A 25,200-nucleotide genomic window follows, 5' to 3' on the forward strand; every position below is an offset into this window, starting at 1 on the left:
CGAAACATATGAAATAACTTAAGCTGACAGTAATGAAAAGAATTGGAGGACGTTAATGCATGATATCGGTTAATAATGTGAGTTTGCGATATGCGGATAAAAAATTGTTTGAAGAGGTCAATCTGAAGTTCACACCCGGCAACTGCTACGGTGTCATCGGTGCGAACGGAACAGGCAAGTCCACGTTTTTGCGTGTTCTGTCCGGTGATGAGGACCCGCAGTCTGGAACTGTCTCGACAGGACCCGATGAGCGGATTGCCGTCTTAAAACAGGATCACTTTGCTTATGAAGACTACAATGTTATGGAAACCGTGATTATGGGACATGAGCGGTTATACGAGGTTAAACAGGAAAAAGACGCCCTCTACATGAAGCCGGACTTTTCGGAAGACGATGGCATCCGTGCTGCCGAGCTGGAAGGCGAATTTGCTGAAATGAACGGCTGGGAGGCAGAAGCCGACGCAGCCGTTCTATTGAAAGGACTTGGTCTTGAGGAGTCCTATCATTCAGCACAGATGGCGGATTTGTCGGAAGCCCAGAAAGTTAAAGTATTGCTGGCACAAGCACTCTTTGGAAATCCGGATATTTTACTTCTGGACGAACCAACGAACGGTCTGGACATTCACGCCATTCAGTGGCTGGAAGAATTCCTGATTCAATCCGAAAACACCGTGATTGTCGTATCGCATGACCGCCACTTCCTTAATAAGGTATGCACACACATCGCGGATGTTGACTATGGCAAAATTGAAATCTATGTCGGCAACTATGACTTCTGGTATGAATCAAGCCAACTGGCGAAAAAAATGGCACAGGAAGAAAATAAAAAGAAAGAAGAAAAGATTAAAGACCTTAAAGCGTTTATCGAGCGCTTTAGTGCTAACCGGTCGAAATCAAGACAAGCCACATCCCGGAAAAAGATGCTCGACAGCATCACACTGGATGATATTAAACCATCATCACGGCGGTATCCCTATATTAACTTTACACCCGACCGGGAAATTGGCAATGACCTGTTATTTGTCGAAGGCTTAACGAAAACGATTAACGGCCGAAAAGTACTGGATAATGTCAGTTTCACCCTGGGCAAAGATGATAAAGTTGCGTTTATCGGCAAAGATGATGTCGCCAACACAACACTATTTGAGATAATTATGGGCAATATGGAACCGGATGCCGGTACGTATAAGTGGGGCATAACAACATCGCAGTCCTATTTCCCTAAAGATAATGCTGCCTATTTTGACGGCAATGATCTCCCGCTTGTTGAGTGGCTGCGGCAATATTCACCAGAAGATGAAACAGAAACCTTTTTACGGGGATTTCTCGGCCGCATGCTGTTTTCAGGCGATCAGGCACTGAAAAAAGCGAATGTCTTATCCGGCGGTGAGCGGGTTCGCTGTATGCTGTCGAAAATGATGCTTTCAGGTGCTAATGTGCTGGTACTCGATGAACCAACCAACCACCTTGACCTGGAATCAATCACGTCATTGAATAATGGGCTGAAGCGATTTAAAGGATCAGTGCTATTCACATCACATGACCACGAATTTATCGAGACAATCGCTAACCGGCTCATTGAAATTACACCTCAGGGCATTATTGATAGAGAAATGTCCTATGATGAGTATGTGGCCGATAAAGATCTGCAGGAAAAAGTTGAAGCCATGTATGAGGCCGTTTAAGAACCATCAATTCATTAAAAAACGTTCCCTGAACATTTCAGGGAACGTTTTTTTCAATCCTGTTTGGTCCGGAGTTTAGCCAGCATATCAGCAGTCATGCGGTCAATATCATAATCAGCTTTGAAACCCCATTCAGCTTCGGCAGCCGATGAATCCAATTGATCCGGCCAGCTTTCAGCAATTTCTTGCCGCGCTGGATCAACGTCATACGCCAATTCAAAATCCGGAATCTGCTTTTGAATGGATCTTGCAAAATCCTCTGGCGCGGCGGAAATCGCAGAAATATTATAAGCATTGCGGTGCAGCAGTTTAGCCGGATCAGCTTCCATCAGCTTCATGATCGCGTTCAGCGCATCCGGCATATACATCATATCCATATATGTCCCTTGTGCGATATAAGACGTATAACGCTTATGACTCAGGGCCTTATGGTAAATGTCAACTGCATAATCAGTTGTCCCGCCACCAGGCGGTGTGCCATGCGAAATCAACCCAGGGTACCGCACACCCCGTGTGTCAACACCATAATGCTCATAGTAGTAGTTGCACAGCAATTCGCCGGCTACTTTATTAACACCATACATCGTCGTCGGACGCATAATCGTTTCCTGCGGCGTCTTTTGCTTAGGCGTTGTCGGTCCGAAAGCACCAATCGAGCTCGGCGTGAAAAATTGCAGATTTAATTTGCGCGCTACTTCCAGGGCATTTAAAAGGCCGCCCATGTTCAGGTTCCAGGCAAATTTCGGCTGTTCTTCTGCTTTAGCCGACAACAAGGCCGCCAAATGCATAATGGTGTCTACATGATGCTTATTAGCAGCTTCATAGATGGCTTTTTCATCGGTGACATCGACCATTTCAAATGGCCCCTCGTCTGTTTCACTTTGTCTCAGATCTGAGGCGATAACGTTTGATGTACCATAATGTTGGCGTAGTGTTCTGACCAGTTCTGAACCAATTTGGCCCATTGCACCAGTCACTAAGATCTTTTTCATGTTTTTTCCTCCAGCTGTTTGGTCTCCTCATGCCGCGGTAGATTACGGGGCATATGTCACTGGTCATAACAGAATCCCGGAAAGGTTAGACAGCATCCCGGGATTCCGGCTTTATCATTGACTGAAAATATTAAATGATTTCCAGTTCCTTGCCAATTTTTTCATAGGCAGTCAGTGCTTCATCCAGCATAGCCTGCGTATGGGCGGCCGTTGGCATATTGCGCACGCGCCCTTTTCCTTGTGGTACTGTTGGGAAGACAATGGCTTTCGCATAAATGCCTTCTTCATTCAGGCGCTTACTGAAGGCTTGCGTTGCTTTTTCATCACCAATAATACATGGCGTGATTGGTGTCTCACTGCTTCCAGTGTCGAACCCGAGCTGTTTTAATCCACTCTTCAAGTAATCACTGTTCGCCCACAACTTTTCATTCAAATCGGATGATGTCATCAGAATCTCAACCGCCTTTGTACTGGCAGCAGCATCAGCTGGTGACACAGCTGTGGAGAACAGGAACGGACGGGAGCGAACTTTCAGCCAGTCGATCAGTTCGGATTTGCCGGCAACATAGCCGCCGATAACGCCAATTGCCTTGGACAGAGTCCCCATCTGAAAATCAACTTTATCCTGCAATCCAAAATGTTTCACGGTTCCAGCACCTTTGCCGAGTACGCCGGATCCGTGCGCGTCATCTACATAGGTGATCAGATCAAACTCCTCAGCAATCCCAACAATTTCCGGCAGCTTCGCAATATCACCGTCCATAGAAAAGACACCATCCGTAACAACCATAATTTTATTATAAGCACCGGACTCAACCGCTTCACGTGCCTTTTCACGCAGGTCGTCCATATCAGAATGATTAAAGGCGATAATTTTTGCTTTAGACTGCCGGCAGCCATCAATAATTGATGCATGGTTCAATGCATCAGACAGTATCGCATCATGTTTATCCATGACAGCTGGAATCGCTGCAATATTAGCATTAAAACCAGACTGATAGGAAATAACCGCTTCTGTTCCTTTAAATTCAGCCAGTTTCTTCTCCAGCTCCAGGTGCAGATCCAGTGTACCGTTAATCGTACGGACAGCTCCAGCGCCGGCACCATGTGAATCAACAGCCTCTTTGGCAGCTTTCTTTAACCGGTCATCGGTAGCCAGACCTAAGTAGTTATTAGACGACAAGTTAATCATTTGTTTGCCATCAATTTCAACCGTTGGCCCATTGGCTCCCTCTAATGGGTCGATTTCATTGTACAGACCACGTTCCTTTAAATCAGCAATGTTGTCCTGTAAGAACGATTGTAATCGATTGCTAGTCATTTATGGTTTCCTCCTCATGTGTAAGCATTGTTTCCGTTTCCAGTCATTAGCTTATCATATTCCTAAGACAAGTTTAACACATCAGGCTGCACTTTGGTATGTCACCTGTTATGAGGCCATCTAAATAATTCCATAATTTACCTGTTATGATTATTCGTATTTTGCTGACTAGTTTACTATAATAAAAGCAGGCAAATCGATAAGGAGAGGAATACCCCTTTTATGAAGCAGGTTTTACTATCATTATTTTTCATTATGATTCTCGGATTTGGTATTACCGGTTATTCGCAAACGCTGGACGATGATGAGGGTAAGGCAGATGACAATGGGAACATGGCAGAACAAGACAGCCAGACAGTTATAACAGATAAAATGTAAAAAGAGGGGCACCGATTTAGGTGCTCCCTCTGCATTCAGTGTATTTCAATTAATTAAGAATCGTTACATTAACGTTTTGAACGCCCCAGTTATTGGCTTTACTTTCAGAAGCAACGTGGACATCAATTTTGTTGCCGTTAATAGCGCCACCCGTATCTGCAGCTGTGGCACGGCCATAGCCTTCAACATAAACCTCTGTTCCTAAGGGAATAACATCTGGATCAACAGCTATGACTTTTTTATTCGGATTGGCATTCAAATTAACACCCGTTGCCGTAATACCTGAGCAGCCGTCACAGTCAGCGGTGTAGGCTGTTGCTGTTACCGAAACGGTTTTACCGTCGGGTTTATTCTGTGATGATTTCTGATTACTCTGTGATGATTTCTGATTATCTTTTGTTTTGTCTGATTTACTTGCTTGCGCCTGCTCAGTTTCATTTGTCTGAGCGGATGCATTTTGATTTGTGCTGGCTGACTTGACTTCCTCATCCTGATTCACAGCAGTGCCATTGATATGAAGACCCTGCCCAATCTGAATAATGTCAGAATCAAGATCATTCCATTCTTTCAGATCAGCAACCGTTACATCAAATTCATGGCTGATGGCGTATAATGTGTCACCTTTCTCAACCGTATAAGTCTCGTTATCTTCATTGATATTCAGAGTCTGTTTAGGCTGGATAATCGTTGTTTTAAGATCATTTATGTCGACGAGTTCATTCACAGTTGTATCGTGATCCTGGGCGATGCCCCAAAGGTTGTCTCCTTTTTCAACATCGTAGTCTGCTGCAGAAGCAGTTGTCATTGTCGCGCCTGCTAATATGACGCCTGTAGCGATTGAAGCTACCATTTTTTTCATTGGTAGTCCCTCCTTTGAATTTGCATTGCCTATATTAACACACGGCCATGGGGTGTGCAGTTACAGGTCAATTAAGAGTCTGTTACAAGGGTTGCCAAATGAATGCTAAAATATTACATGAATCATAGATTGATTGTAAAAGTCCCAAAAACATTTCAGTTCGATCTCAAAACAGCCATTATGTAAGCTATATGACACAAAAAGATGAGCTTTTCCATCATAGGAAAAGCTCATCTTTTTTAATACCGGCTGTTTTTTATGAGGTTACTTGTGCTGTTTGCCGTGCTTTATACTCATCATTGTACTTGTCATTGTATAGGTGACAAGCAACCCAATGATCCTCTGTATATTCCTGCCATTCGGGTTCAACGTTTGCACAGACATCCATAGCGAGCGGACACCTGGTGCGAAAGCGACACCCGCTTGGGGGATCAGTTGGACTGGGAACATCACCTTCAATAACAATTTGTTCCCGTGACCGTTCAACTTCCGGATCAGAAACAGGAATGGCACTTAAAAGCGCCTGTGTATACGGGTGTAATGGCCTATGATACAAATCATCACTTGACGCTACTTCTGCCATATTTCCCAAATACATAACCCCTACCCGGTCACTGATATGTTTGACCATTGAAAGATCATGAGCAATGAATAAATAGGTTAGGCCGCGTTCCTCTTGCAATTTCTTAAGTAAATTAACGACCTGAGCCTGAATCGATACGTCCAATGCTGAGATCGGTTCATCCGCTACAATAAATTCAGGATCAACCGCTAAAGCTCGAGCAATACCGATACGCTGACGCTGGCCTCCGCTAAACTCATGGGGATAGCGATTGCCGTGCTGTTGATTCAAACCCACCGTTTCTAATAATGCGTTAACACGGTTCAATCGTTCCTTTTTTGTACTAACCAGCCCATGAATGTCAATGCCTTCCGCAACAATATCTTTTACAGTCATTCTAGGGCTTAAAGATGCATACGGGTCCTGAAAAATCATCTGCATACTTCGATTGAAATCCTTGAGTTCCCTCTTGGACTTTTTTCCATGAACATTCTGCCCCTGAAAATCAACTTCTCCACTGCTGGCTTCATATAATCTCATAATAGTGCGGCCGGCCGTTGATTTCCCGCAGCCCGATTCACCTACAAGTCCAAATGTCTCTCCCTTATAAATACTGAAGGAAATACCATCTACCGCTTTAAGCACTATTTTTTTATCAACTTGAAAGTGCTTTTTCAAATCTTTTATTTCAAGCAGTTTTTCACGTTGTTCAGCCATTACTTTTCAAGCCTCCTGCCACAGCGGATTCAGGCGGTTCGACGTCTGGCGCTCGCTCATCCAGTAACCAGCATGCTGTTTTTTGCGTATCTGACAGCTCAGTATACTCAGGCATATGATTTTTGCAAACCTTCATCGCATAGGGACAGCGTGCTGCAAAAGGACAGCCCTTGGGCGGATCTAACAAATCCGGAGGTGATCCTGGAATAGCATGAAGCTCTTTATTGTCGTCCTCCAGCTTAGGCATAGATTCCAGCAGTCCCCACGTATAGGGATGCCGCGCGTTATAGAAAATCTCATCAACAGATCCCGTCTCAACAATTTTCCCGCCGTACATGACCGCTACACGATTAGCCGAATTGGCTACAACGCCCAAATCATGTGTAATTAAAATGATCGCTGTGCCCATCTGCTTTTTTAAATCATCCATTAAAGATAAAATCTGGGCTTGTATCGTTACATCCAACGCTGTAGTCGGCTCATCAGCAATCAGTACTTCAGGCGTACACGCCAATGCTATAGCTATCATGGCTCGCTGACGCATCCCACCTGAATACTCATGGGGATATTGGTTAATTCGTGCTTCCGCATTAGGCAAACCAACCAATTTTAACAATTCAATCCCACGTTTATGGGCTTGTTTTTTTGACATGTTCTGGTGTTTAATTAAACTTTCTGAAATTTGTTTTCCAACCGTCATAATTGGATTCAGTGACGTCATGGGATCCTGGAATATCATACTTATTTCCTGACCGCGAACAGATTCCATTTGTTTTTCGGACTTTTGGATAAGATCTTCGCCATTAAATTCAATGGTACCATCCGTGAACTTTCCCGGCGGCATCTGTACCAGGCGCATCAATGATTGTGCCGTGACACTTTTACCGGAACCTGATTCACCGACAATGGCCAGCGTTTCCTTTTCATTCAATGTGAAATTAACATCTCGAACGGCCTTAACATCACCGCCGAATGTCGTAAACGAAACTGAAAGATGGTTAACATCAAGAAGTTTTTTCATTATTTGTCCTCCCATTAGCTACGTTCCTTTGGGTCCAAAGCGTCACGCATTCCATCGCCAATAACGTTAAATGCGAGCATCGTTAATACGATAAAGAATGACGGAAAAAACAACTGATATGGCTGGAATTGCAAATAAGGCAAAGCATCATTGGACATCGTGCCCCAACTTGCGAGTGGAGCCGGAACGCCCAGCCCTAAGTAGCTTAAAAATGCTTCCGTAAAAATAGCATTAGGGATTGTCAATGTTAGAGTTACAAGGATAGGGCCCATCGTATTAGGCACCAGATGCCTGAACAGCACCCTAATTTTCCCAGCTCCGAGCGACTGTGCTGCCATAACATACTCTTCATTGCTCAGTTGCATAACCTGTCCTCGCACAATTCGTGCCATGTTAATCCAGCCTGTGATAGTCATCGCTAAAATGATCGTCCATAAGCCCTGTGGCAGAACAACCATTAGCAAAATAACAACAAGGAGATAGGGGACACCATACAGAATATCAGCAATGCGCATCATATATTCATCAATCTTGCCTCCAAAAAAGCCAGCAACTGCTCCCCAAATAACACCGATTATCAGATCCAAAAATGCAGCGGACAGTCCAATAAACAAGGAAATTTTGGCACCGTACCAATTGCGTGCAAATATGTCTCTTCCTAATTGGTCCGTCCCAAACCAGTGCTCACCAGATGGAGGCTTATTAGAATTAATCAAGTCGTTCGAATAATAATTGTATCCAGAAATTGGTCCGCCAAACAGGGATAATATTCCGAGCAAAACAATAATGACAACGCCGAACAATGCCAGTTTGTTTTGCTTAAACCTGCGCCAGGCATCTTTCCAGAAAGACGTTGTTTCACTCGCAATTTTTTCGGCTTCTGCCTCATCATATTCAATAGGTTCGAAGTCAGAAGAATTCAGATCAGGTTGTGTCAACTTTTGCTTCCCCCTTTACTGCCAATTTTCATACGGGGGTCAATTAGTCCGTATATCAGATCTACTAATAATATAGAAACTAATAAAAGAATACTAAAGAAAACAGTCGTTCCCATAATAACAGTATAATCCCTGTTGGTTATGCTTTGAACAAATTCGTTACCAAGTCCCGGTATCGCAAAAATCTTCTCAATAACAAAACTTCCAGTTAAAACAGCTACAACTAAAGGCCCCATATAAGACACGACCGGCATAATCGCATTACGAAGAGCATGTTTATAGGTCACCACGCGATCACTAAGCCCCTTAGACTTACCTGTTTTGATATAGTCGGCATTCAGCACTTCCAGCATACTTGAACGCATTAATCGTGCGATAAATGCGAGTGGCGTTGTCGCAAGCGCTACTGCCGGGAGTATGGTATGCCAAAAAGACTCAAATCGCGCAACTGGAAGCGCATCTAATTGAATGGCAAATACAAACTGCAGAAGAGTTGCCGCAATAAAATTTGGTACCGAAATACCCAAAACAGCAATCACCATTGCCGTATAATCACCAAATTTATTATGTTTCAGTGCAGCAACAACACCAAGGAGGACACCTACAGCCAGCGCAATAAAAATAGCCTCCATCCCTAATACTAAAGAATAGGGAAAACTGCGATTAATAATATCGTTTACAGATTGGGCAGGATATTTAAATGATGGACCAAAATCCCACGTTGCGATATCCGTCAAATAATCAAAATATTGCATGTAGAGTGGTTCATCTAATCCATATTGCGCATTTAATTGCTCTTCAATCTCAGGAGGCACATCTCTTTCAGATGCGAATGGACCGCCTGGAGCAGTCTGCATTAATAAGAAAGTAACCGAAACAATAATAAAAAGGGATATAACAATGAAGCCTAAACGTTTTAGTAAATATTTTGCCAAATCACCACACCCCATATTTCCATAAGTCAGGTTGATAAGAACAGGGGAGCAAACAAGCTATCGCTCCCCTATTTACTTAAATGACACTAATGTTCGGCAATATAACCCCACTTGAACTGGATAGTCCCCAAGTTTCCGACTGTAACGTCTTTGACGAAATCTTTATGCGCATAAACATTTGTGTAGAAGTAAACGGGTGCAAGTGGCATTTCATCCATAAAGAGCTGTTCCGCCTCACGAAGCAATTCTTTACGTACCCCTTCATCTTTTTCCTTTCTTGCCTCTTGCAGCAAGCTGGCATACTCATCATCTTCCCAGTTGGTATAGTTGTTGCCGCCAACTGTTTCAAAGATTTCCAGGAAGTTGATTGGATCAAGGAAGTCAGCAATCCAGCCCATACGGCCAACCTGATAGTTGCCTTCAGTCATAGAATCGAGATAAACATTCCATTCTTCATTATTCAATTCTACTTCTGCCCCGAGATTTTCTCGCCACATATCCTGCGCAGCTTTTGCTATGGCAGCGTGCGCTTCGTCGGTATTATAGGAAAGTTTAATCTTCGGCAGTTCATCAAGACCCATTTCTTCCAGTCCTTTATCAAGGTATTCTTTTGCTTTTTCAACATTATTATCGTCAAAGTATCCTTCTTCATTTTCTTCCCAAATAGCTGTTGGCACCAAAGCCATGCCAGGTTCTTGTTCACCTTTTGTAATGTTTTTGACGATGGCTTGACGATTGATGGACAATGCAAATGCCTTACGAATATTCTTATTGGTAAACGGTTCTTTCTCTGTGTTAAATGAATAGTAATACGTGCCCGCCTTTGGAGAGATTTCCAGATTGCCTTCCTGTTTCATTTGCGGGATGGCTGCTAAAGGTACCGCATCCAGCGGTGATCCGAGCCAATCTAATTCGCCTTCGTCATACATTTGTTTTGATGTGTTTTCATCGTTAACCATCTCCATCGTAATCGTTTCTAAATTCACATTTTCCGCATCCCAGTAGTCAGGATTCTTCTTTAAAACAACCTGGTTCTTATGCTTCCATTCATCTAATAGAAATGGACCATTTGTTACATAGTCTTCACCTGCATCAGCAGCCCAGTCTTCATTGCTTTCTGCTACATTTTGATTAATTGGATAAAACGTATAGAATGCTGTCAGCTCTAAAAAGTAGGGTGTAGGTTCTTCAAGTTCCACTTCGAGTGTCTCATCATCTACTGCTGTAATGCCGACATCATCTAAGGATTTGTCACCTTTCTTGGCTGCCTCAGCGCCTTTTATGGGGTATAGCTGATAGGCATAATCAGTATCCGGACTATCAGGATTCAATACCCACTTCCATGAATCAGCGAATGTTTGGGCTGTAATTGGGTCACCATTGGACCATTCAGCATCTTCGCGAATGGTAAAGGTATAGGTTTTCTTATCATCTGAAACATCAATTTCACTAGCCATTGCCTTTTGTGGTTCCCCGTCCGGACCAATGCGTGTCAGCCCTTCAAATATCTGACTCAGAACAGCATTCGAAGTTGTATCCGTTGCTTTTCCTGGATGCAATGATGGAGGCTCCGTCTTGATATTGACTGTCAGTGACTGATCGTCTGCCATTCCATCCGAATCACTGTCAGCTTCACCTTCTTCGCCCCCATTATCTGCTTCACCTTCATCGGATTCGTCCGTACTGCCCTCTGCAGATTCACCACCATCTTCTGAATCATTGCCACAAGCTGCCATAAAAAGTGCCATAACAAACATAAATGCAATAAGTAACTGCCATTTACCCCTTCTCATCAGTTCTTGACCCTCCTAATTTTGTAATATTAGCAATATTTATGTTTTACTAAATCACCTCCTGGTTTTGTTTCCTGAGTTATTGTTTCTAATAGTACTATTTTTCTGATAAATTGTAAAGTCTTTAAGCTGAAAAAAAGTAGACATGGATCGCCAAAGGAGAAAAAGAAAGTCGAAAATGAATAGGATTTGCGTTCATGGCGGTGAATTTGATGAAGTATACCACCATGAACACCTATCCAACTATAGATGGGGAATGTTCAAAGTTAAAAAAGACTAAGACAGACGTATCCTGTCAAACCAAAACCCGAACAATCAAAATGAACGCTTGCGTGACCAAACAGCTATTAGTTATTTAGCAGTCACTTGCTCTTTATATTCTTCAAATTCCTTCGTCGTACAGAGAACCCAGTGCTCTGGTTTAACCTCACGCAATCTTGGTTCCTCACTTGTATCATGATCAAACGGATCATAGGCTGTACGTCTGCGATGGCGTTCGTAAGCTGGATCCGGAAGTGGAATAGCTGACAATAACGATTTTGTATAAGGATGCAGTGGATGGTGATATACCTCGTCACTGCTAGCGAGTTCCACCATATGACCGAAGTACATCACGCCAATACGATCGCTGATATATTTCACCATCGACAGATCATGTGCGATAAATAAATATGTCAATTCCTGATCACGCTGCAGCCTTTGCAGCAAATTGACAACCTGTGCCTGAATGGAAACATCCAATGCAGATATCGGTTCATCAGCAATAATAAATTCTGGTTCAACAGCCAGCGCTCGGGCAATTCCGATACGCTGCTTCTGACCGCCACTGAATTCATGCGGAAAACGGGTTGCATGCTCTTTATTCAGCCCAACAGTCTCCAGCAGGGATTCGACGCGCTGCTTCCGCTCTGTTTCATCGCTGGCCAGATTATGAATATCAATGCCCTCAGCTATGATATCCATAACTGTCATTTTAGGGTTCAGAGATGATGACGGATCCTGAAAAATCATTTGCATTTTGCGATTCAATTCCAGCAATTGCTGTTTTGATTTTTTCTCATGGACATTTTCGCTATTAAATAATACGTCACCTTCAGTCGCATCATGCAATCGGATAATAGTCCGGCCTGTTGTTGACTTACCACACCCGGACTCACCAACAAGCCCGAATGTTTCACCCTTTTTAATATTAAACGAAATATCATCAACGGCTTTAGTAACCGTTTTTGATCCAGCTTTAAAATGTTTCTTTAAATTTTTGACTTCCAATACGTTTTCTTGTTCCATTAATCATCACCACCCATTGATGCAAATCCTTGCATACGACGTTGAATAGCCTCCGGCGGGTCAATTTTTGGCGCATATTCATGCAGCAGCCACGTAGCGGCGTAATGTGTATCGGATACCTGAAACATGGGCGGCTCCATTTGTTTATCGATTTCCAGAGCGAACTCATTTCTTGGGGCAAAAGCATCACCTTCAGGAGGATTCAGCATATCCGGCGGACTTCCTGGAATCGCATACAGCTCCCCGTCATTATCGCTTGTGGGCATTGATCCTAACAAGCCCCATGTGTATGGATGTTTGGGATTATAAAAAATATCCTCAGATGTACCGATTTCGACAATTTTCCCAGCATACATAACCGCTACTCGATCAGCTACATTGGCAACAACACCAAGATCGTGTGTAATAAAGATAATGGCACTGTCCATTTCCTGCTGAATATCCTTCATCAACTCAAGAATTTGCGCTTGAATGGTTACATCCAGTGCAGTTGTCGGTTCATCAGCAATCAGGATTTTTGGACTGCAGGCAAGTGCCATGGCCACAACAACACGCTGGCGCATGCCGCCGGAAAATTGGTGCGGATAATGACCTAATCGTGTTTCAGGCTGCGGAATGCCAACCAGTTCCAACAATTCAATTGTTTTAGCCTTTGCCTGTGACTTATTCAGTTTCCGATGTTTCATCAGACCTTCTGCAATTTGTTTTCCGATTTTCATGGTCGGGTTCAGCGAATTCATTGGGTCCTGGAACACCGTGGAAATATCTTTTCCGCGCAGCTTCTGCATTTGTTTATTCGTATAATTTGTAATGTCGTTGCCTTCAAAGCTGATATTTCCTGCTTTAATATAACCTTGTGGCTTTGGCAATAGCTGGGTAATAGCCTTGGTGGTTACCGACTTCCCTGAACCCGATTCACCAACAATCGCCAGTGTTTCGCCTCTTTCTAAATTAAAACTAATCCCTCTAACCGCTTGAATTTCTCCACTGTAAGTTTTAAAAGATACATGTAAATTGTCGACATTCAATAATTCACTCATGGGCTGAAGCACCTTCCTCATTATTTGTGCATTTTCGGATCAAACGCATCACGAAGTCCGTCACCAATCAGGTTAAACGAAATCATAATAGCTGAAATCAAGATAGCCGGATACAGAACCATAAATGGATACAGTCTCAGCACTTTAAACCCGCCATTGATCAAAGAACCAAGAGACGCATCAGGCGGTACAATGCCAAGTCCAATGAAGCTAAGGAAAGACTCAAAGAAAATAGCATCTGGAATCGAGAACATCATATTAATAATGACAATACCAATGATGTTTGGCAGCAGATGTTTGCTTAAAATCTTGCGGTTTGACTGGCCCAGTGTCCTGGCTGCCATAACGTATTCTTCGTTTTTCTGCTTAAGAACTTCACCCCTTACAATACGCGCCATGCTTGTCCAGCCGGTTAATGTGAGGGCTAAGACAATTGACATAATGCCCGGCTCAAGCAGGACTAAGAGCAGGAACATGACCACGAGCTTAGGAATCCCGATAAATATTTCAAGGATACGCTGTAGTATATTGTCTACTCTGCCGCCAAAATAGCCGGAGATAGCACCATAAGCAACACCAATCAAAAGATCAATTGCAGCAGCGACAAAAGCAATAATTAAGGACACTCTGCTTCCCAGCCACAGTCTGGTCCACTGGTCACGGCCCAGCCGGTCCGTACCAAGCCAGAAGTATTCACTCTGCATATCTTTTGCTTGATAAATATGATAAGAAGCTGAAACTTCAGCAGAGTCCGCGCTTCCATCTCCTTTTGACAATACATTGATATCAACAAAGTCTTCATCATTGTTGTACCGGGTCACAGCCTTTTGTGAAGCTTCCTCGACATCATCACCTTTAAACTCAGATTCTAATGTTCCATCCATGCCTAGAATAGGCATATCCTCAATAACCGGGACACGCGGCGGCATTTTAGCACGTGATAAATCCTGGTCATCCAGTCCAAATTCATTAATATGAGGTCCCAGTATACTCATAAGAATAATAATAGCCATAAGTATCATACTTACAACGGCTAGCTTATTTTTAAAGAATGTCCGCCTTGCATCCTGAAAAAAGGAGCGGCTAGGTTTTGTTATATCTTCACTTGTATCTTCCTGCCGTTCAAGGGGAACAAACAATTCTTTCTGTACTTCATCTTTGTCTCGATTCGTTGCCATTTAACTCTCTCCCCCTGTCAGCCGGATTCGCGGATCAATGATGACATAAAGAATATCCGTAATAAGGACGATAGCGGTGAACAAGAACGCAAACAGAAGTGTTGTACCCATGATTGTCGGATAATCAAGCACCTCAATAGAACTTACAAATTGCTCACCTATCCCTGGAACAGCAAAAATCTTCTCAATAACCAGTGTCCCAGTCATTAACGATACAGCCATAGGACCTATAACAGTTATGATGGGTATAAGTGAGTTGCGCAGACCATGTCTAAAGATAATGGACGGCTCATTGATACCTTTTGCTCGCGCTGTTGTAATATAATCAGAACCGAGAACATCCAGCATTTCAGTTCTGGTAAAACGTGCAGCCGTTGCCAAAGGAAAAATAGCTAACGCAATTGTAGGTAAAATCGTATGCTGATAACTGCCCCATAAGGCTACGGGGAACAGGTCCCATTCATTTGCTAAAAACCATTGCAGCAAGCCTGCAAAAATAAAGGATGGAATCGAGGTCCCTAACACAGCAACAATAGTCGATAAATAATCCAGCCAGCCATTATGGTAGATGGCAGCGATCAAACCAAGCAAAATGCCGGCTACAGTTCCAAAAACAAGTGCCTGTCCACCCAGTATCATTGACGGTCCCATCCGATTTTTTAATATATCTGTTACCGGCGTATTATCAAAGTGAAAAGATACACCCAAGTCGCCCTGTACAAGGCCCGTCATATAGTCTATATACTGAACTGGTATCGGATCATTGAGTCCATACTTTTCCATGACTATTTCCTGTTGCGACTCCGACAGCTTACCCTCTGCCTTCAGCGGACTTCCAGGAAGTAATTTCATGAGAAAGAATGTTAGAGTAGCAATGATAAACAGTGTAATAATCATAAAAACAAGCCGGCGTAATATGTAGCGAGCCATGCATGTGCCTCCTGATTCTGCATTTTTTAACTATTTTGTATTATCAAAATCTTTTAATACAGGATAGAAGAGAGTACATGCTTTAAAAGCACATACTCCCTTCAATAGTCACATTCTTATTACTGGCATTAAGTCAGGTTATTCTTTTGATTCGTCAAGACTTGCCCATTTATACTCAAATTTAGGACCAAAGAGGTTAACATAGACATCCTGGATTTTCGGACGAATCAATTTAGCTTTTGTCCGCTGATAAAGTGGGGCAACAGCACCCTCATCCGCCAGAATCTTTTCTGCTTCCTTGAAGTTATCATAACGTGCCTCTGGATCCTGAGCCAGCTCATCTGTCGTTTCATTAAGCAGTTTATCGTATTTATCATTGGAGAAGCCCATATGATTATTTTCGCCATCAGTAAGCCACAAGTTCAAGAATGTGTATGGGTCTAAATAATCAGCTCCCCATAAGAACGTCTGCAACTGATAATCCATTTTCTTATCAAGGTCTAAACGCTGTTCAAACGGTACTGACTTAAGCGTTACCTCCAGTCCCGGGAGATGCTCCGACAGTTGATTGATCATATACTCATCACTTGTCTTAGCGGTTTCAGTGTCACCACCGAGTAATTCAAGCTCAACAGAGTCTTTGCCGATTTCCTCGAGACCTTCTTTCCAAAGTTTTTTGGCTTTTTCAGGATTATATGTTACCAGATCACCATTTGCTTCACGGAAATCCTCACCATCAGGCGTGTTTGCCAGGCCTTTAGGTACATATCCAGTTGAAACAACCGATCCGTTATTCAGGATTTGATTGACCAAATCTTCTTTATTGATTGCCATCGATATGGCACGGCGCATCTTCTTATTTGCCAGGGCTTCACTTTGTGTCTGATTCATCTTCAGATAAGAGAGCGTTGATTCAGGCACGGTCTCATAATCATCATGTGTTTTATATTTATCGACGAGATCCGAGGATAGTGAAGCTCGATCAATTTTCCCTGATTCATAAAGATCGACTGACGTTTGCGGGTCTTTGACAACTTTGTAAGTCAGTTTATCCATTTCTACTGTATCCGCATCCCAGTAGTCTTTATTTTTATGAAGTTCCCAGGAGTCCGACGTGCTTTCCCATTTTTCCAAGGTAAAAGGTCCATTAAATAACAATGTATCACTGCTGGTTGCAAAATCGTCACCTTGCTTTTCAACAAAATCCTTATTCAATGGAAAATATGTCGGGAATGCTGCGAGTGACTCAAAGTATGGAACCGGATGCTCTAAGGTGACTTTCAGCGTATAATCATCAGGTGCTTCGACACCCAATTCCTCAAGGTCAGCTTCACCTTCATTGACAGCTGTCGCATTTTTAACAACATCACCCATCATATAGGGGCCATACTCAGAACCTGTTTCAGGGTCCACCGCACGGCGCCATGAATACACGAAATCCCCTGCTGTAACAGGGTCACCGTTTGACCATTTGGCATCTTCACGAAGGTTAAAAGTCCATGTTAAACCATCATCACTTACTTCGTGATCTGTTGCAATTCCGGGTGCGGCCTCCCCATCTTTCATACGATAAAGGCCTTCCATTGTAGCACCTGTAAATTGTATACCGTATTCATCCGTCGTCATGTTGGGATCCATCTCCGGAATCGAATCACTTTTCGTAAGATGAAGAACGTCTTCACCACCGGATTCTGCCTCTGCTTCGTCACCGCTGTCACCATCTGATGACTCAGAATCATCTCCTCCTGAGCATGCCGCCAAGAATATTCCAAGAAATAAAGCTAAAGCCATAAGCCATGCCTTTTTAAACGTCATCTCTATATGCCCCCTTTTTAAGCCCTTCTAAGTATAAGCAATAACTGCTTGTAAATAATAATACTATTTTTCTAACAAATTTGTAAAGAGTTATTTATTAAAAAATTATATTTATTGTTTTAATTCATAAAAACACTAAAATCCCGCCTATTTATTTATGTAATTCGTTTCTGGAACTATGCTATAATGACCCATGAAATCAGAAGGAAAGCAGGACGTTCGTATATGCTAAAAAGAAACGTGCCATTTTTCGCTATAAATATGTTTATTATTTCTCTATTGGTCTATTGGACTTCCCCGGGATTTACGCTGCGCCAATTTCTAAATACGACATTTTACGTTTCGATGGTCTATCTGCTTATTTCGCTAGCAGCATACACGATCAAAGGAGGGTTCTATGACGGTATAGCATTTGGCCTTCGCCGGTCCCGCCATGTCATTTCCAAGCATAAAGAATCACAAGACGAATCGCGCGAAAAACCACGTCCATCCGAAAAAATTAATCACATCTTCTATAAGGCTATGTGGTTTCAGTGTTTGTCGCTGCTTGGGGTGCTCGTTAGCTTATTAATTATCTACAACGGCAGCTAACGTTGATGGAAATCGACTATGACTGACACCTCAAAAACCCAGCTTTTATCTATCATAGCTCATTATACAAATCAGCCGATATATTAAACGGACCCAATCACTTCAATTGGGCCCGCAGTCTGATTCAGTCGTCTTGTGGATTGATAAGATTTGCTATGTCCCAGTCTCTAACATCGTCACTCAATAAAGTGCCGCCCCAAAGAAGCCCGTAATTTTATCAAGCATATTGCTGAAGAAAGTCTGCACACGATTCCAGAATCCATCATCATTGACCAGATCCTTAACCTTATTAGCAATATCGCCAAGCTGATCTTCAATCTTATCGAAATCAATATTCAGATCACGCATTTTATTAATTAAGTCAATCAACAGTTGCCGGTCCTCGTCGCTCAGCGAGATTTCCAGATCATCCAGTTTCTGATCAACAATCTCCTGGACTTCCTCTTTCGTTGCTGGATTCTTATCAGCGATTTCCTGTTTAATATCTGTCAGCAACTCGGTTACTTTTTCCTTGTTCATCCCTTCCTTGTCTGCCAGATCAGTTGCAACATCCAGCTCATCATTGGCCAGCTCCATGCGCTCCTTATCAAGCTCTTCACCTTTCGCATCGTATGCCTTATAAATGCCAGTGAGCGCCGATGTCCCCGTCACTTGTGCTGGAGATGCTACATCGACGCTTGCATTTTCCACACCAGCTGTCAGAAGCGCATTAGCATACATTTCATTGGAAACCTCCGTAATATTCTCCGGCGTCACAATATTGATATCAATCCCCTTACCCTCGTCTTCACGGGTTATCTTAACCGACGAAAACATATTCGAATTTGGATTGCCATCAATATAATTCGCAATGTCCTCACCTGTTACTGTGTACGCCTCCACAGCCTCAGGGTCCTTGATTTCCAGAAGTTTCGTTGTGTTCTGCTTTTGAGCGTCAGACAGAGCATCACCATATACGACAATGGGAGCATCAGATTTTTCCGTATTGTCATTCTCGGCTGCCTGGACAGGGGCAGTAAACGTGACAGCGAAACAGGCCAGTATCAGAAACGTCAATGCTGATTTCAGGAATCGTGACATCGTTACCAATCGCTCCTTTTGCAAATAAGTTTATTTGTCTATAGTTAAGCTTTATTATAACGTTTTAGACGTCAATTTAATAGCCTTTCGTTCCGTCAATAAATGCAATGGTCTGGCTGAATGACCTCAAGACAGATACTCATTAAGACGTTTATACAGAACCATAAGCATTAAGCTTTCAATTTTTCTAATTTTTGTATATATTTGCATTAGCGAAATAATTAGGAAGGAAGGGACCGACAATTGCTGAAGACACGAAGCATGTTAAACGAAATGTAGCTATTATGTGGGTTGCCAATTTCTTTGTTGGCGGCAGTCTTACCATGGTCCTGCCCTTTATGTCCTTATATATCGAGGAATTTGGAAATTTCTCAGAGGCCTATGTGCAAAACTGGTCAGGGCTGGTATTTGGCGTCACATTTGGCACGGCATTCCTGTTCTCACCGATATGGGGACGTATTGGTGATAAATTTGGACGGAGGAAAATATTGATCCTGTCTGCACTCGGTATGGGATTGTCCGTTTTACTGATGGGATATGCTGACTCAGTCTGGGAACTCTTTTTCCTGCGAATGTTTATGGGCATTTTCACGGGGTTCGTCCCCATGTCACAGGCACTCATATCAACCCAGACACCCAAAGCGATTGCTGGACGAGTGCTCGGGACACTCCAGACGGGCAGTGTCACCGGCAATCTGATGGGGCCGCTGCTGGGTGGTGTTCTGGCTGATGCTTTCGGCTATTCGGCGACATTTAAATGGGTTTCGCTGACAATTTTTCTGTCCGGCCTGCTCGTATTGTTAGGGGTGCGGGAAGTACTGTACAGTGGTGACGATGAGGAAGAAACAACCTCTTACACGAGCAAACAGGTGCTGCTGCATATTGCTGGCCACCCTGTTTTGCTGGCCGTCATGCTAATCTCAGCACTTGTGCAGATTGCCCACTTCAGCATACAGCCTATCCTGTCGCTATATGTAGCAGCCATTCATGGCCCAAACAGCATCGCCTTCTTTTCTGGTATGGCTTTTTCTGCAGCAGGTCTGGGCAATTTGCTGATGGCCCGGCGCTGGGGACGCTTAGGTGACCGGATCGGCTATATTAAGATATTAATTTTCCTGTTATTCCTTGCCGGCATTGTTTATTTCCCTGGTGCATTTGTCACCAGTATCTGGCAGCTCATGATTTTGCGGTTCTTCCTGGGTATTGCCATCGGCGGTATTATCCCCGTCCGGATTGCCTATCTAAGGCAAGAAGCGCCACTTTCCATGCAAGGCGAAGTACTTGGTTATAACACGAGTCTCAGGTTCCTGGGCAACCTCATCGGGCCAGCTTTTGGCGGGATGCTGTCCGGATTTTTTGGCTTTTCAGCTGTGTTTTTCGTCACCAGTGCGCTTTTAGTGGCAAGTGGTGTGATTATGCTGCTCACATGGCGTAAACAACAGGGCGGCGGGAAAAACCGAAAACGCACCCAGCCAGTGTCGACCCACTAAGGCTAACCCGCTCCTCTGTGTTGCCCCACTGGCTTTCGTCTAAGCAGAAAATGTGATATGTTAAATGGCACTATGTTAGACTTAAAACTATAGCAATTTTATTAGAAAGTAAGTGATAGCTATGGGCGCAATTGTTGTTGAGATCTGTGACGCAAATGTGATCACTTCTTTAGATATAGAAGGCATTATCGAAAAGGAATTTCCTGAGGTAGCCGTTTTAAACAATGAATGCTTAGCTTTTTGCGGCTTATGCAGGGTCCGTCCCTATGCTATGGTGAACAATCGCCGTGTTCACGGCAACACACCTGAGGAATGTTTAGATAATATACGTCAAGCCATCAAAGAAGAACTGGCCGTTTATCAATAATAACGGCCAGTTTTTTTATAAGCCTCAGGCGTTCGTATAGACGATCGCTTCAATCTCGATGAGTGCACCCTTCGGCAGCTGGCTCACTTCAAATGCAGCCCGCGCCGGATAGGGCTCTGTTAAGTAACTGCCGTAGATATCATTAACTGTTGCAAAATGATCCATCGATGCCAGATAGATCGTGAACTTCACCACTTGGGAAAAGAACGCATCAGCTTCCGTTAAAATCGCCTGCAGATTATGCATCACCTGGTGTGTCTGATTTTCAATTCCCTCAGCCAGAGCGCCTGTCTCTGGATTGAGCCCGATCTGACCGGAAATATACACAACACCGTTTACTTTAACCGCCTGTGAGTACGGTCCAATCGAAGCAGGTGCTTTATCAGTCTGAATCGCTTGTCGCATCATCATTCCTCCCTAGTCATTATAAGGCAAGCATATCATCACCCTGCTGGCAAAACTACTTTTTCGCCACCGATTCGGTATAGGTCATCACATCACGCGCGTAATAAATATCACCATAGCAGGCTTCAATCTTCGCTGTCCCTCTGCGTGAGCAGCGGTAGTTCGACTGGTTATCGGCATCTGCATACATTTCCTGAGAAAAGTCAACCGCCGCTTCTTGTGTAAATGTTCCTGAGTGGGCATTCACATAATCGATGAAGCCCTGGCCAAAGTTATACGACTGAACAGCTAGCTTGAGGTCCCCATCGGCTTTATCCAGCGCCTCAGCAAAATAATGCACGCCCTGTTGAACAGATTTCTCCGGATCATCAATACAGCCACGTGAACCGCAAAGGCTTTCCGAGGACTGCATCGGATCATCACCACGGCCGCCGGATTCCTGCATCATCATCGCCATCAGAACATTAATATGTTCCGCAACACCATACTTGTTTGCATATTTTCTAATCAGCGGCTGATAATCCAGCACTTGATTACTGACAGTCGTTGTGTTCCAATTAATCTCATCAGGCTGCCAATCGGTGGCCATAATCACAAAAAGAAATGCTAACCCACCGAGCACCAGCGCAGATATTACAAGCCTTTTCATTTTTCGTTTTAGTGTTCGTTTCATCATATCCCTCTATCTCGTGCTGTGCTAAACGGCCTATCACGTCATTCAGCCAATCGCAAATCTATCTCTCTGCTATTATAGCATGGACAGTCTCTATCTGCTAAATACAATATGTTCAATTTTTGCATAATTAAAATAATATGGTATTATGATGATAACGTCATACCACACTTAAAGGAGATGAGTATCATGATGCAAACACCACTCACCGTTGGCTCAATGCTTGAACACGCGGAAAAATTTTTTGCTAAAAAAGAAGTCATATCACAGACACATGATCAGCTGCATCGACTGACTTATGCTGATGTTGGCGAAAGAACGCGTCGCCTGATGAGTGCCCTGAATCAGCTTGGCATCGAAAAGGGGGACCGTGTCGGGACACTTGCCTGGAATCACCACCGACATTTGGAAATCTATTTTGCTGCGCCAGGAATGAATGCTGTGCTCCATACGATTAATATTCGCTTATCGCCAGAGCACATCGCCTACATTATTAACCATGCAGAAGATCAAATTTTATTTATTGATGAAGATGTACTTCCTTTGATTGAATCGATCCAGGATCAGCTCAAAACCGTCAAAGCATTTGTTGTCATGACCGATAAAGATACGTTGCCCGAATCCAGTCTCACCCCTTTTTATTCTTATGAAAAATTACTTGAGATCGGCGATCCACAGCAGGCTTTTGTAACAGATATGGATGAAAATGATCCAGCCGGCATGTGCTACACATCTGCAACAACTGGCAAACCTAAGGGTGTTATGTACTCTCATCGCGGCATTGTACTGCACACCATGGCACTGGGACTTGCCAACACGGCTGCTGTATCGGAGTCGGACGTGTTAATGCCCGTCGTGCCGCAATTCCATGTCAACGCCTGGGGGATGCCATTTGCCGGCACCTGGTTCGGATCAACGCTCGTCATGCCGGGTCCGCATTTCACCGCAAAACGGCTTGCTGACTTTATTGAACGTTACCGTGTGACCGTTACGGCAGGTGTACCGACCATCTGGATCGGACTTCTGCGTGAACTGGAACAGGGAAGCTATGATACATCAAGCTTACGCGGTGTTCTCTGCGGTGGCGCTGCAGCTCCAAAAGGACTGATTCAGGCATTTGAACAGAAACTGGGTGTTCCATTTGCCCATGCGTATGGCGCAACTGAAACAACTCCGCTTGTTACGTATTCCCGGCTGAAAAGCTATCAGCAAAACTTGAGTGAGGAGGATAAAATTAACGAACGTGCTAAACAGGGAGCTCTGGTACCAGGAATTGAAATGAAAGTGATCGGCAGTAACGGTGAGGCAGCCTGGAATGGTGAGGATATGGGTGAACTGTTGCTGCGCGGCCCGTGGATTGCCAGTGAATATTATAAGGATGACAGAACAGAGGAAGCTTTTCACGATGGCTGGTTTCACACCGGTGATGTCATAACAGTCGATGAAGAAGGCAACATTCAAATAGTTGACCGCACGAAGGATTTGATTAAGAGCGGTGGCGAATGGATTTCTTCAGTCGAACTTGAAAACGCTATCATGGCGCATGATAAGGTGGCTGAGGCAAGCGTTGTTGGAATGCCTGATGCGGAATGGCAGGAACGTCCGATTGCTTGTGTCGTCCTGCAAGAGGATTTAAACGAAACCGTCAGCAAGGATGAGCTGCTCCAATTTATTCGACCGAAATTTGCCAAATGGTCATTGCCGGATGACGTCCTGTTCTTTGATGAAATTCCGAAGACATCCGTCGGCAAATTTATGAAGCGGCAGCTGCGCGATCATGTGAAGGACCATTATAAGGTCTAATACTAATAGGTAAAAAGAGGCTGGGATAAAAAGAGTGATCATATGAACATTCGATCAGACTTGATATCAACATGAACGGGAGCCTATTCGAGATAATCGATATAAGGAGGGAAAAAACGGACCAGCGGGAGCAAGGGATAGGTGAGACCCCAGAGCGTGCCAGCTTGATGAGGCTCACCAGCCGCCCGCGGAGAAGATATCTATTTCCGGAGTGGTTTACCCACACACGTTGGTTAAGCGGTCACTATGACCCGTTCTTTTATTCCAGTTTTATTAAGGTGCATAAACGTCCTATACAAGTGACTGGACGATCTCTGCCGCGCGCTCTTCTTGTCTGATCGCTCCAACACCCTGGCCGGCCCATAACGACTGCATATCCGGGATTCCTTTTGTTTTACCGACAGAACGAATCGGTTTGGTCAGCTGGTTTTGGATAGGGAATGGCAATGGTGCTATACCGCTTGCCTCCACTTCATCGACAAACTGGTTGCGAATCGCACGTGCAGGCCTCCCGGAAAAGACTTTCGTGATCACTGTATCATGCGTATCCGCCCGAATCAGTGCCTGGCGATAGGCGGTGTTGGTTCCAGCCTCTGCGGCCATTAAAAACCGTGTGCCAATTTGCACAGCGGAAGCCCCCATCGTTAACAGAGCCTCAACCTGGCTCTTATGATAAATGCCTCCTGCAGCAATAACCGGCACATTCACGGTATTAAGCAATTCCTGCAGCAGGACATGCAAGCTGATTTGACTGCCAAATGAATACGTATTTACATCAAATGTTCCCCGGTGACCACCTGCTTCAACACCTTGTGCAACAATGGCATCATAGCCCGCTTCTTCCAGTTCAGAGGCTTCACCGAGTGTCGTCGCCATCCCGATCAGCACCACATCATGCCTTTTTAGCCGGGCAATCATCTCCGGCGGCAATACACCAAAAGCTGTTGTGACAATCGGAATCGCTTCCTCAATGATCACATCTATTTTTTCCGCCAAATAGTCCTGTATTTTAACAGATCGTTCGCCAGGCGCAATACCCAGCGTTTTCCGATACGTCTCCAAAAATGTCTGCATTGCGCCGGCATCATCAGACCAGGCCTCCAAATTAACCGCAAATACATTGACGGCAAATGGCTTGTTCGTAAGTTCTTTCGTTGAATGAATTATGTTTTTTAAATCAGGGCCGTTCATATAGCCTGCACCAATCGTGCCCAGCGCTCCTGTCTCAGCCACCGCTGCAACCATTTCCGGGGTTGTGATTCCGCCAGCCATCCCGGCTTGAACAACAGGTTTATCGATTTCACACATGTCTAGAAAGTTCTGCATGTTACTACCTCCTT

Annotated in this window: 23 protein-coding genes; 6 read left to right on the top strand and 17 right to left on the bottom strand. The window is 43.9% G+C overall.

Features of this window, described 5'->3' with window-relative positions; genetic code table 11:
• Positions 1-59: 59 nt before the first annotated feature.
• Positions 60-1,685 carry an ABC-F family ATP-binding cassette domain-containing protein gene (locus ACFQU8_RS12035; protein ID WP_382360450.1) on the top strand — a complete coding sequence of 542 codons (1,626 nt, stop codon included), beginning with the start codon at positions 60-62 and terminating at the stop codon, positions 1,683-1,685.
• Between the two features lie 53 nt (positions 1,686-1,738).
• Here the strand turns inward: ACFQU8_RS12035 and ACFQU8_RS12040 are convergent, their stop codons facing one another.
• Together ACFQU8_RS12040 and ACFQU8_RS12045 are read right to left on the bottom strand one after the other, a co-directional pair.
• Positions 1,739-2,677 (bottom strand): NAD-dependent epimerase/dehydratase family protein, encoded by a 939-nt coding sequence (locus ACFQU8_RS12040; RefSeq protein WP_382360453.1) that lies wholly within the window; start codon positions 2,675-2,677, stop codon positions 1,739-1,741.
• A gap of 130 nt (positions 2,678-2,807) precedes the next feature.
• Positions 2,808-3,998, bottom strand: a complete 1,191-nt coding sequence (locus ACFQU8_RS12045) for a glycine C-acetyltransferase (protein ID WP_382360456.1) — start codon at positions 3,996-3,998, stop codon at positions 2,808-2,810.
• 222 nt (positions 3,999-4,220) lie between these two features.
• Between ACFQU8_RS12045 and ACFQU8_RS12050 the strand changes: the two genes are divergently transcribed.
• Entirely contained in the window at positions 4,221-4,376 is a 156-nt protein-coding gene (locus tag ACFQU8_RS12050) for a hypothetical protein (protein ID WP_382360459.1), read from the top strand.
• A gap of 49 nt (positions 4,377-4,425) precedes the next feature.
• Here ACFQU8_RS12050 and ACFQU8_RS12055 read toward each other — a convergent pair whose 3' ends face one another.
• The 11 genes from ACFQU8_RS12055 to ACFQU8_RS12105 all read right to left on the bottom strand — a co-directional run bounded on the left by ACFQU8_RS12055 (position 4,426) and on the right by ACFQU8_RS12105 (position 17,451).
• Positions 4,426-5,235: a LysM peptidoglycan-binding and 3D domain-containing protein gene (locus ACFQU8_RS12055; protein WP_382360462.1), complete on the bottom strand. Its 810-nt coding sequence runs from the start codon at positions 5,233-5,235 to the stop codon at positions 4,426-4,428.
• Between the two features lie 256 nt (positions 5,236-5,491).
• Positions 5,492-6,514: an ABC transporter ATP-binding protein gene (locus tag ACFQU8_RS12060; protein WP_382360465.1), complete on the bottom strand. Its 1,023-nt coding sequence runs from the start codon at positions 6,512-6,514 to the stop codon at positions 5,492-5,494.
• Positions 6,507-7,535 carry an ABC transporter ATP-binding protein gene (locus ACFQU8_RS12065; RefSeq protein ID WP_382360468.1) on the bottom strand — a complete coding sequence of 343 codons (1,029 nt, stop codon included), beginning with the start codon at positions 7,533-7,535 and terminating at the stop codon, positions 6,507-6,509. Before ACFQU8_RS12065 ends, ACFQU8_RS12060 begins: the two co-directional genes overlap by 8 nt.
• Before the next feature lie 14 nt (positions 7,536-7,549).
• The gene (locus ACFQU8_RS12070) at positions 7,550-8,473 is read right to left on the bottom strand and encodes an ABC transporter permease (RefSeq protein WP_382360471.1); all 924 of its coding nucleotides are present in this window, start codon (positions 8,471-8,473) and stop codon (positions 7,550-7,552) included.
• Entirely contained in the window at positions 8,470-9,408 is a 939-nt protein-coding gene (locus ACFQU8_RS12075; protein ID WP_382360474.1) for an ABC transporter permease, read from the bottom strand. The genes ACFQU8_RS12070 and ACFQU8_RS12075 overlap by 4 nt, the downstream gene beginning before the upstream one ends.
• Positions 9,409-9,494: 86 nt before the next feature.
• Positions 9,495-11,201 (bottom strand): peptide ABC transporter substrate-binding protein, encoded by a 1,707-nt coding sequence (locus tag ACFQU8_RS12080; protein WP_382360477.1) that lies wholly within the window; start codon positions 11,199-11,201, stop codon positions 9,495-9,497.
• A 351-nt stretch (positions 11,202-11,552) separates the two neighbouring features.
• On the bottom strand, positions 11,553-12,488 hold the full coding sequence (locus ACFQU8_RS12085) for an ABC transporter ATP-binding protein (RefSeq protein WP_382360480.1): 936 nt from the start codon (positions 12,486-12,488) through the stop codon (positions 11,553-11,555).
• Complete coding sequence (locus ACFQU8_RS12090; protein WP_382360483.1) at positions 12,488-13,528, bottom strand: ABC transporter ATP-binding protein; 1,041 nt, start codon at positions 13,526-13,528, stop codon at positions 12,488-12,490. Before ACFQU8_RS12090 ends, ACFQU8_RS12085 begins: the two co-directional genes overlap by 1 nt.
• Positions 13,529-13,548: 20 nt before the next feature.
• Positions 13,549-14,706 carry an oligopeptide ABC transporter permease gene (gene opp3C / locus ACFQU8_RS12095; RefSeq protein WP_382360486.1) on the bottom strand — a complete coding sequence of 386 codons (1,158 nt, stop codon included), beginning with the start codon at positions 14,704-14,706 and terminating at the stop codon, positions 13,549-13,551.
• Positions 14,707-15,636, bottom strand: a complete 930-nt coding sequence (gene opp3b, locus ACFQU8_RS12100; protein ID WP_382360489.1) for an oligopeptide ABC transporter permease — start codon at positions 15,634-15,636, stop codon at positions 14,707-14,709.
• A 138-nt stretch (positions 15,637-15,774) separates the two neighbouring features.
• Positions 15,775-17,451 carry a peptide ABC transporter substrate-binding protein gene (locus tag ACFQU8_RS12105; RefSeq protein ID WP_382360491.1) on the bottom strand — a complete coding sequence of 559 codons (1,677 nt, stop codon included), beginning with the start codon at positions 17,449-17,451 and terminating at the stop codon, positions 15,775-15,777.
• A 225-nt stretch (positions 17,452-17,676) separates the two neighbouring features.
• Between ACFQU8_RS12105 and ACFQU8_RS12110 the strand changes: the two genes are divergently transcribed.
• Positions 17,677-18,042, top strand: coding sequence for a DUF3899 domain-containing protein (locus tag ACFQU8_RS12110; RefSeq protein WP_382360494.1), 366 nt, complete (start codon positions 17,677-17,679; stop codon positions 18,040-18,042).
• Between the two features lie 180 nt (positions 18,043-18,222).
• On the opposite strand, the gene ACFQU8_RS12115 is transcribed toward ACFQU8_RS12110, so the two are convergent.
• Positions 18,223-19,122 carry a DUF1002 domain-containing protein gene (locus ACFQU8_RS12115; protein ID WP_382360497.1) on the bottom strand — a complete coding sequence of 300 codons (900 nt, stop codon included), beginning with the start codon at positions 19,120-19,122 and terminating at the stop codon, positions 18,223-18,225.
• Positions 19,123-19,406: 284 nt separating this feature from the next.
• Between ACFQU8_RS12115 and ACFQU8_RS12120 the strand changes: the two genes are divergently transcribed.
• Both ACFQU8_RS12120 and ACFQU8_RS12125 read left to right on the top strand, forming a co-directional pair.
• Positions 19,407-20,612, top strand: coding sequence for an MFS transporter (locus ACFQU8_RS12120; RefSeq protein ID WP_382360500.1), 1,206 nt, complete (start codon positions 19,407-19,409; stop codon positions 20,610-20,612).
• Between the two features lie 121 nt (positions 20,613-20,733).
• A complete protein-coding gene (locus tag ACFQU8_RS12125) occupies positions 20,734-20,979 on the top strand; it encodes a DUF1450 domain-containing protein (RefSeq protein WP_382360503.1) in 246 nt (81 codons plus the stop codon).
• A 24-nt stretch (positions 20,980-21,003) separates the two neighbouring features.
• On the opposite strand, the gene ACFQU8_RS12130 is transcribed toward ACFQU8_RS12125, so the two are convergent.
• Positions 21,004-21,384: a RidA family protein gene (locus tag ACFQU8_RS12130; RefSeq protein WP_382360506.1), complete on the bottom strand. Its 381-nt coding sequence runs from the start codon at positions 21,382-21,384 to the stop codon at positions 21,004-21,006.
• Positions 21,385-21,439: 55 nt separating this feature from the next.
• Positions 21,440-22,057 carry a lysozyme family protein gene (locus tag ACFQU8_RS12135; RefSeq protein WP_382360509.1) on the bottom strand — a complete coding sequence of 206 codons (618 nt, stop codon included), beginning with the start codon at positions 22,055-22,057 and terminating at the stop codon, positions 21,440-21,442.
• 189 nt (positions 22,058-22,246) lie between these two features.
• Here ACFQU8_RS12135 and ACFQU8_RS12140 point away from each other — a divergent pair, with 189 nt between their 5' ends.
• Positions 22,247-23,860 (top strand): long-chain fatty acid--CoA ligase, encoded by a 1,614-nt coding sequence (locus ACFQU8_RS12140; RefSeq protein WP_382360512.1) that lies wholly within the window; start codon positions 22,247-22,249, stop codon positions 23,858-23,860.
• Between the two features lie 291 nt (positions 23,861-24,151).
• Here ACFQU8_RS12140 and ACFQU8_RS12145 read toward each other — a convergent pair whose 3' ends face one another.
• Positions 24,152-25,186, bottom strand: coding sequence for an NAD(P)H-dependent flavin oxidoreductase (locus ACFQU8_RS12145; RefSeq protein ID WP_382360515.1), 1,035 nt, complete (start codon positions 25,184-25,186; stop codon positions 24,152-24,154).
• Between the last annotated feature and the right edge of the window lie 14 nt (positions 25,187-25,200).

It is taken from the genome of Lentibacillus kimchii, from assembly GCF_042666895.1.
Classification (GTDB): domain Bacteria; phylum Bacillota; class Bacilli; order Bacillales; family Amphibacillaceae; genus Lentibacillus; species Lentibacillus kimchii.

What these genes read in the sequence shown, in the direction of transcription:
- ACFQU8_RS12035 (WP_382360450.1), top strand. Translation starts at nt 60, where the DNA reads ATGATATCGGTTAATAATGTGAGTTTGCGATATGCGGATAAAAAATTG.
- ACFQU8_RS12040 (WP_382360453.1), bottom strand. Translation starts at nt 2,677, where the DNA reads ATGAAAAAGATCTTAGTGACTGGTGCAATGGGCCAAATTGGTTCAGAA.
- ACFQU8_RS12045 (WP_382360456.1), bottom strand. Translation starts at nt 3,998, where the DNA reads ATGACTAGCAATCGATTACAATCGTTCTTACAGGACAACATTGCTGAT.
- ACFQU8_RS12050 (WP_382360459.1), top strand. Translation starts at nt 4,221, where the DNA reads ATGAAGCAGGTTTTACTATCATTATTTTTCATTATGATTCTCGGATTT.
- ACFQU8_RS12055 (WP_382360462.1), bottom strand. Translation starts at nt 5,235, where the DNA reads ATGAAAAAAATGGTAGCTTCAATCGCTACAGGCGTCATATTAGCAGGC.
- ACFQU8_RS12060 (WP_382360465.1), bottom strand. Translation starts at nt 6,514, where the DNA reads ATGGCTGAACAACGTGAAAAACTGCTTGAAATAAAAGATTTGAAAAAG.
- ACFQU8_RS12065 (WP_382360468.1), bottom strand. Translation starts at nt 7,535, where the DNA reads ATGAAAAAACTTCTTGATGTTAACCATCTTTCAGTTTCGTTTACGACA.
- ACFQU8_RS12080 (WP_382360477.1), bottom strand. Translation starts at nt 11,201, where the DNA reads ATGAGAAGGGGTAAATGGCAGTTACTTATTGCATTTATGTTTGTTATG.
- ACFQU8_RS12085 (WP_382360480.1), bottom strand. Translation starts at nt 12,488, where the DNA reads ATGGAACAAGAAAACGTATTGGAAGTCAAAAATTTAAAGAAACATTTT.
- ACFQU8_RS12090 (WP_382360483.1), bottom strand. Translation starts at nt 13,528, where the DNA reads ATGAGTGAATTATTGAATGTCGACAATTTACATGTATCTTTTAAAACT.
- opp3C (WP_382360486.1), bottom strand. Translation starts at nt 14,706, where the DNA reads ATGGCAACGAATCGAGACAAAGATGAAGTACAGAAAGAATTGTTTGTT.
- opp3b (WP_382360489.1), bottom strand. Translation starts at nt 15,636, where the DNA reads ATGGCTCGCTACATATTACGCCGGCTTGTTTTTATGATTATTACACTG.
- ACFQU8_RS12105 (WP_382360491.1), bottom strand. Translation starts at nt 17,451, where the DNA reads ATGACGTTTAAAAAGGCATGGCTTATGGCTTTAGCTTTATTTCTTGGA.
- ACFQU8_RS12110 (WP_382360494.1), top strand. Translation starts at nt 17,677, where the DNA reads ATGCTAAAAAGAAACGTGCCATTTTTCGCTATAAATATGTTTATTATT.
- ACFQU8_RS12115 (WP_382360497.1), bottom strand. Translation starts at nt 19,122, where the DNA reads ATGTCACGATTCCTGAAATCAGCATTGACGTTTCTGATACTGGCCTGT.
- ACFQU8_RS12120 (WP_382360500.1), top strand. Translation starts at nt 19,407, where the DNA reads ATGTGGGTTGCCAATTTCTTTGTTGGCGGCAGTCTTACCATGGTCCTG.
- ACFQU8_RS12125 (WP_382360503.1), top strand. Translation starts at nt 20,734, where the DNA reads ATGGGCGCAATTGTTGTTGAGATCTGTGACGCAAATGTGATCACTTCT.
- ACFQU8_RS12130 (WP_382360506.1), bottom strand. Translation starts at nt 21,384, where the DNA reads ATGCGACAAGCGATTCAGACTGATAAAGCACCTGCTTCGATTGGACCG.
- ACFQU8_RS12135 (WP_382360509.1), bottom strand. Translation starts at nt 22,057, where the DNA reads ATGAAACGAACACTAAAACGAAAAATGAAAAGGCTTGTAATATCTGCG.
- ACFQU8_RS12140 (WP_382360512.1), top strand. Translation starts at nt 22,247, where the DNA reads ATGATGCAAACACCACTCACCGTTGGCTCAATGCTTGAACACGCGGAA.
- ACFQU8_RS12145 (WP_382360515.1), bottom strand. Translation starts at nt 25,186, where the DNA reads ATGCAGAACTTTCTAGACATGTGTGAAATCGATAAACCTGTTGTTCAA.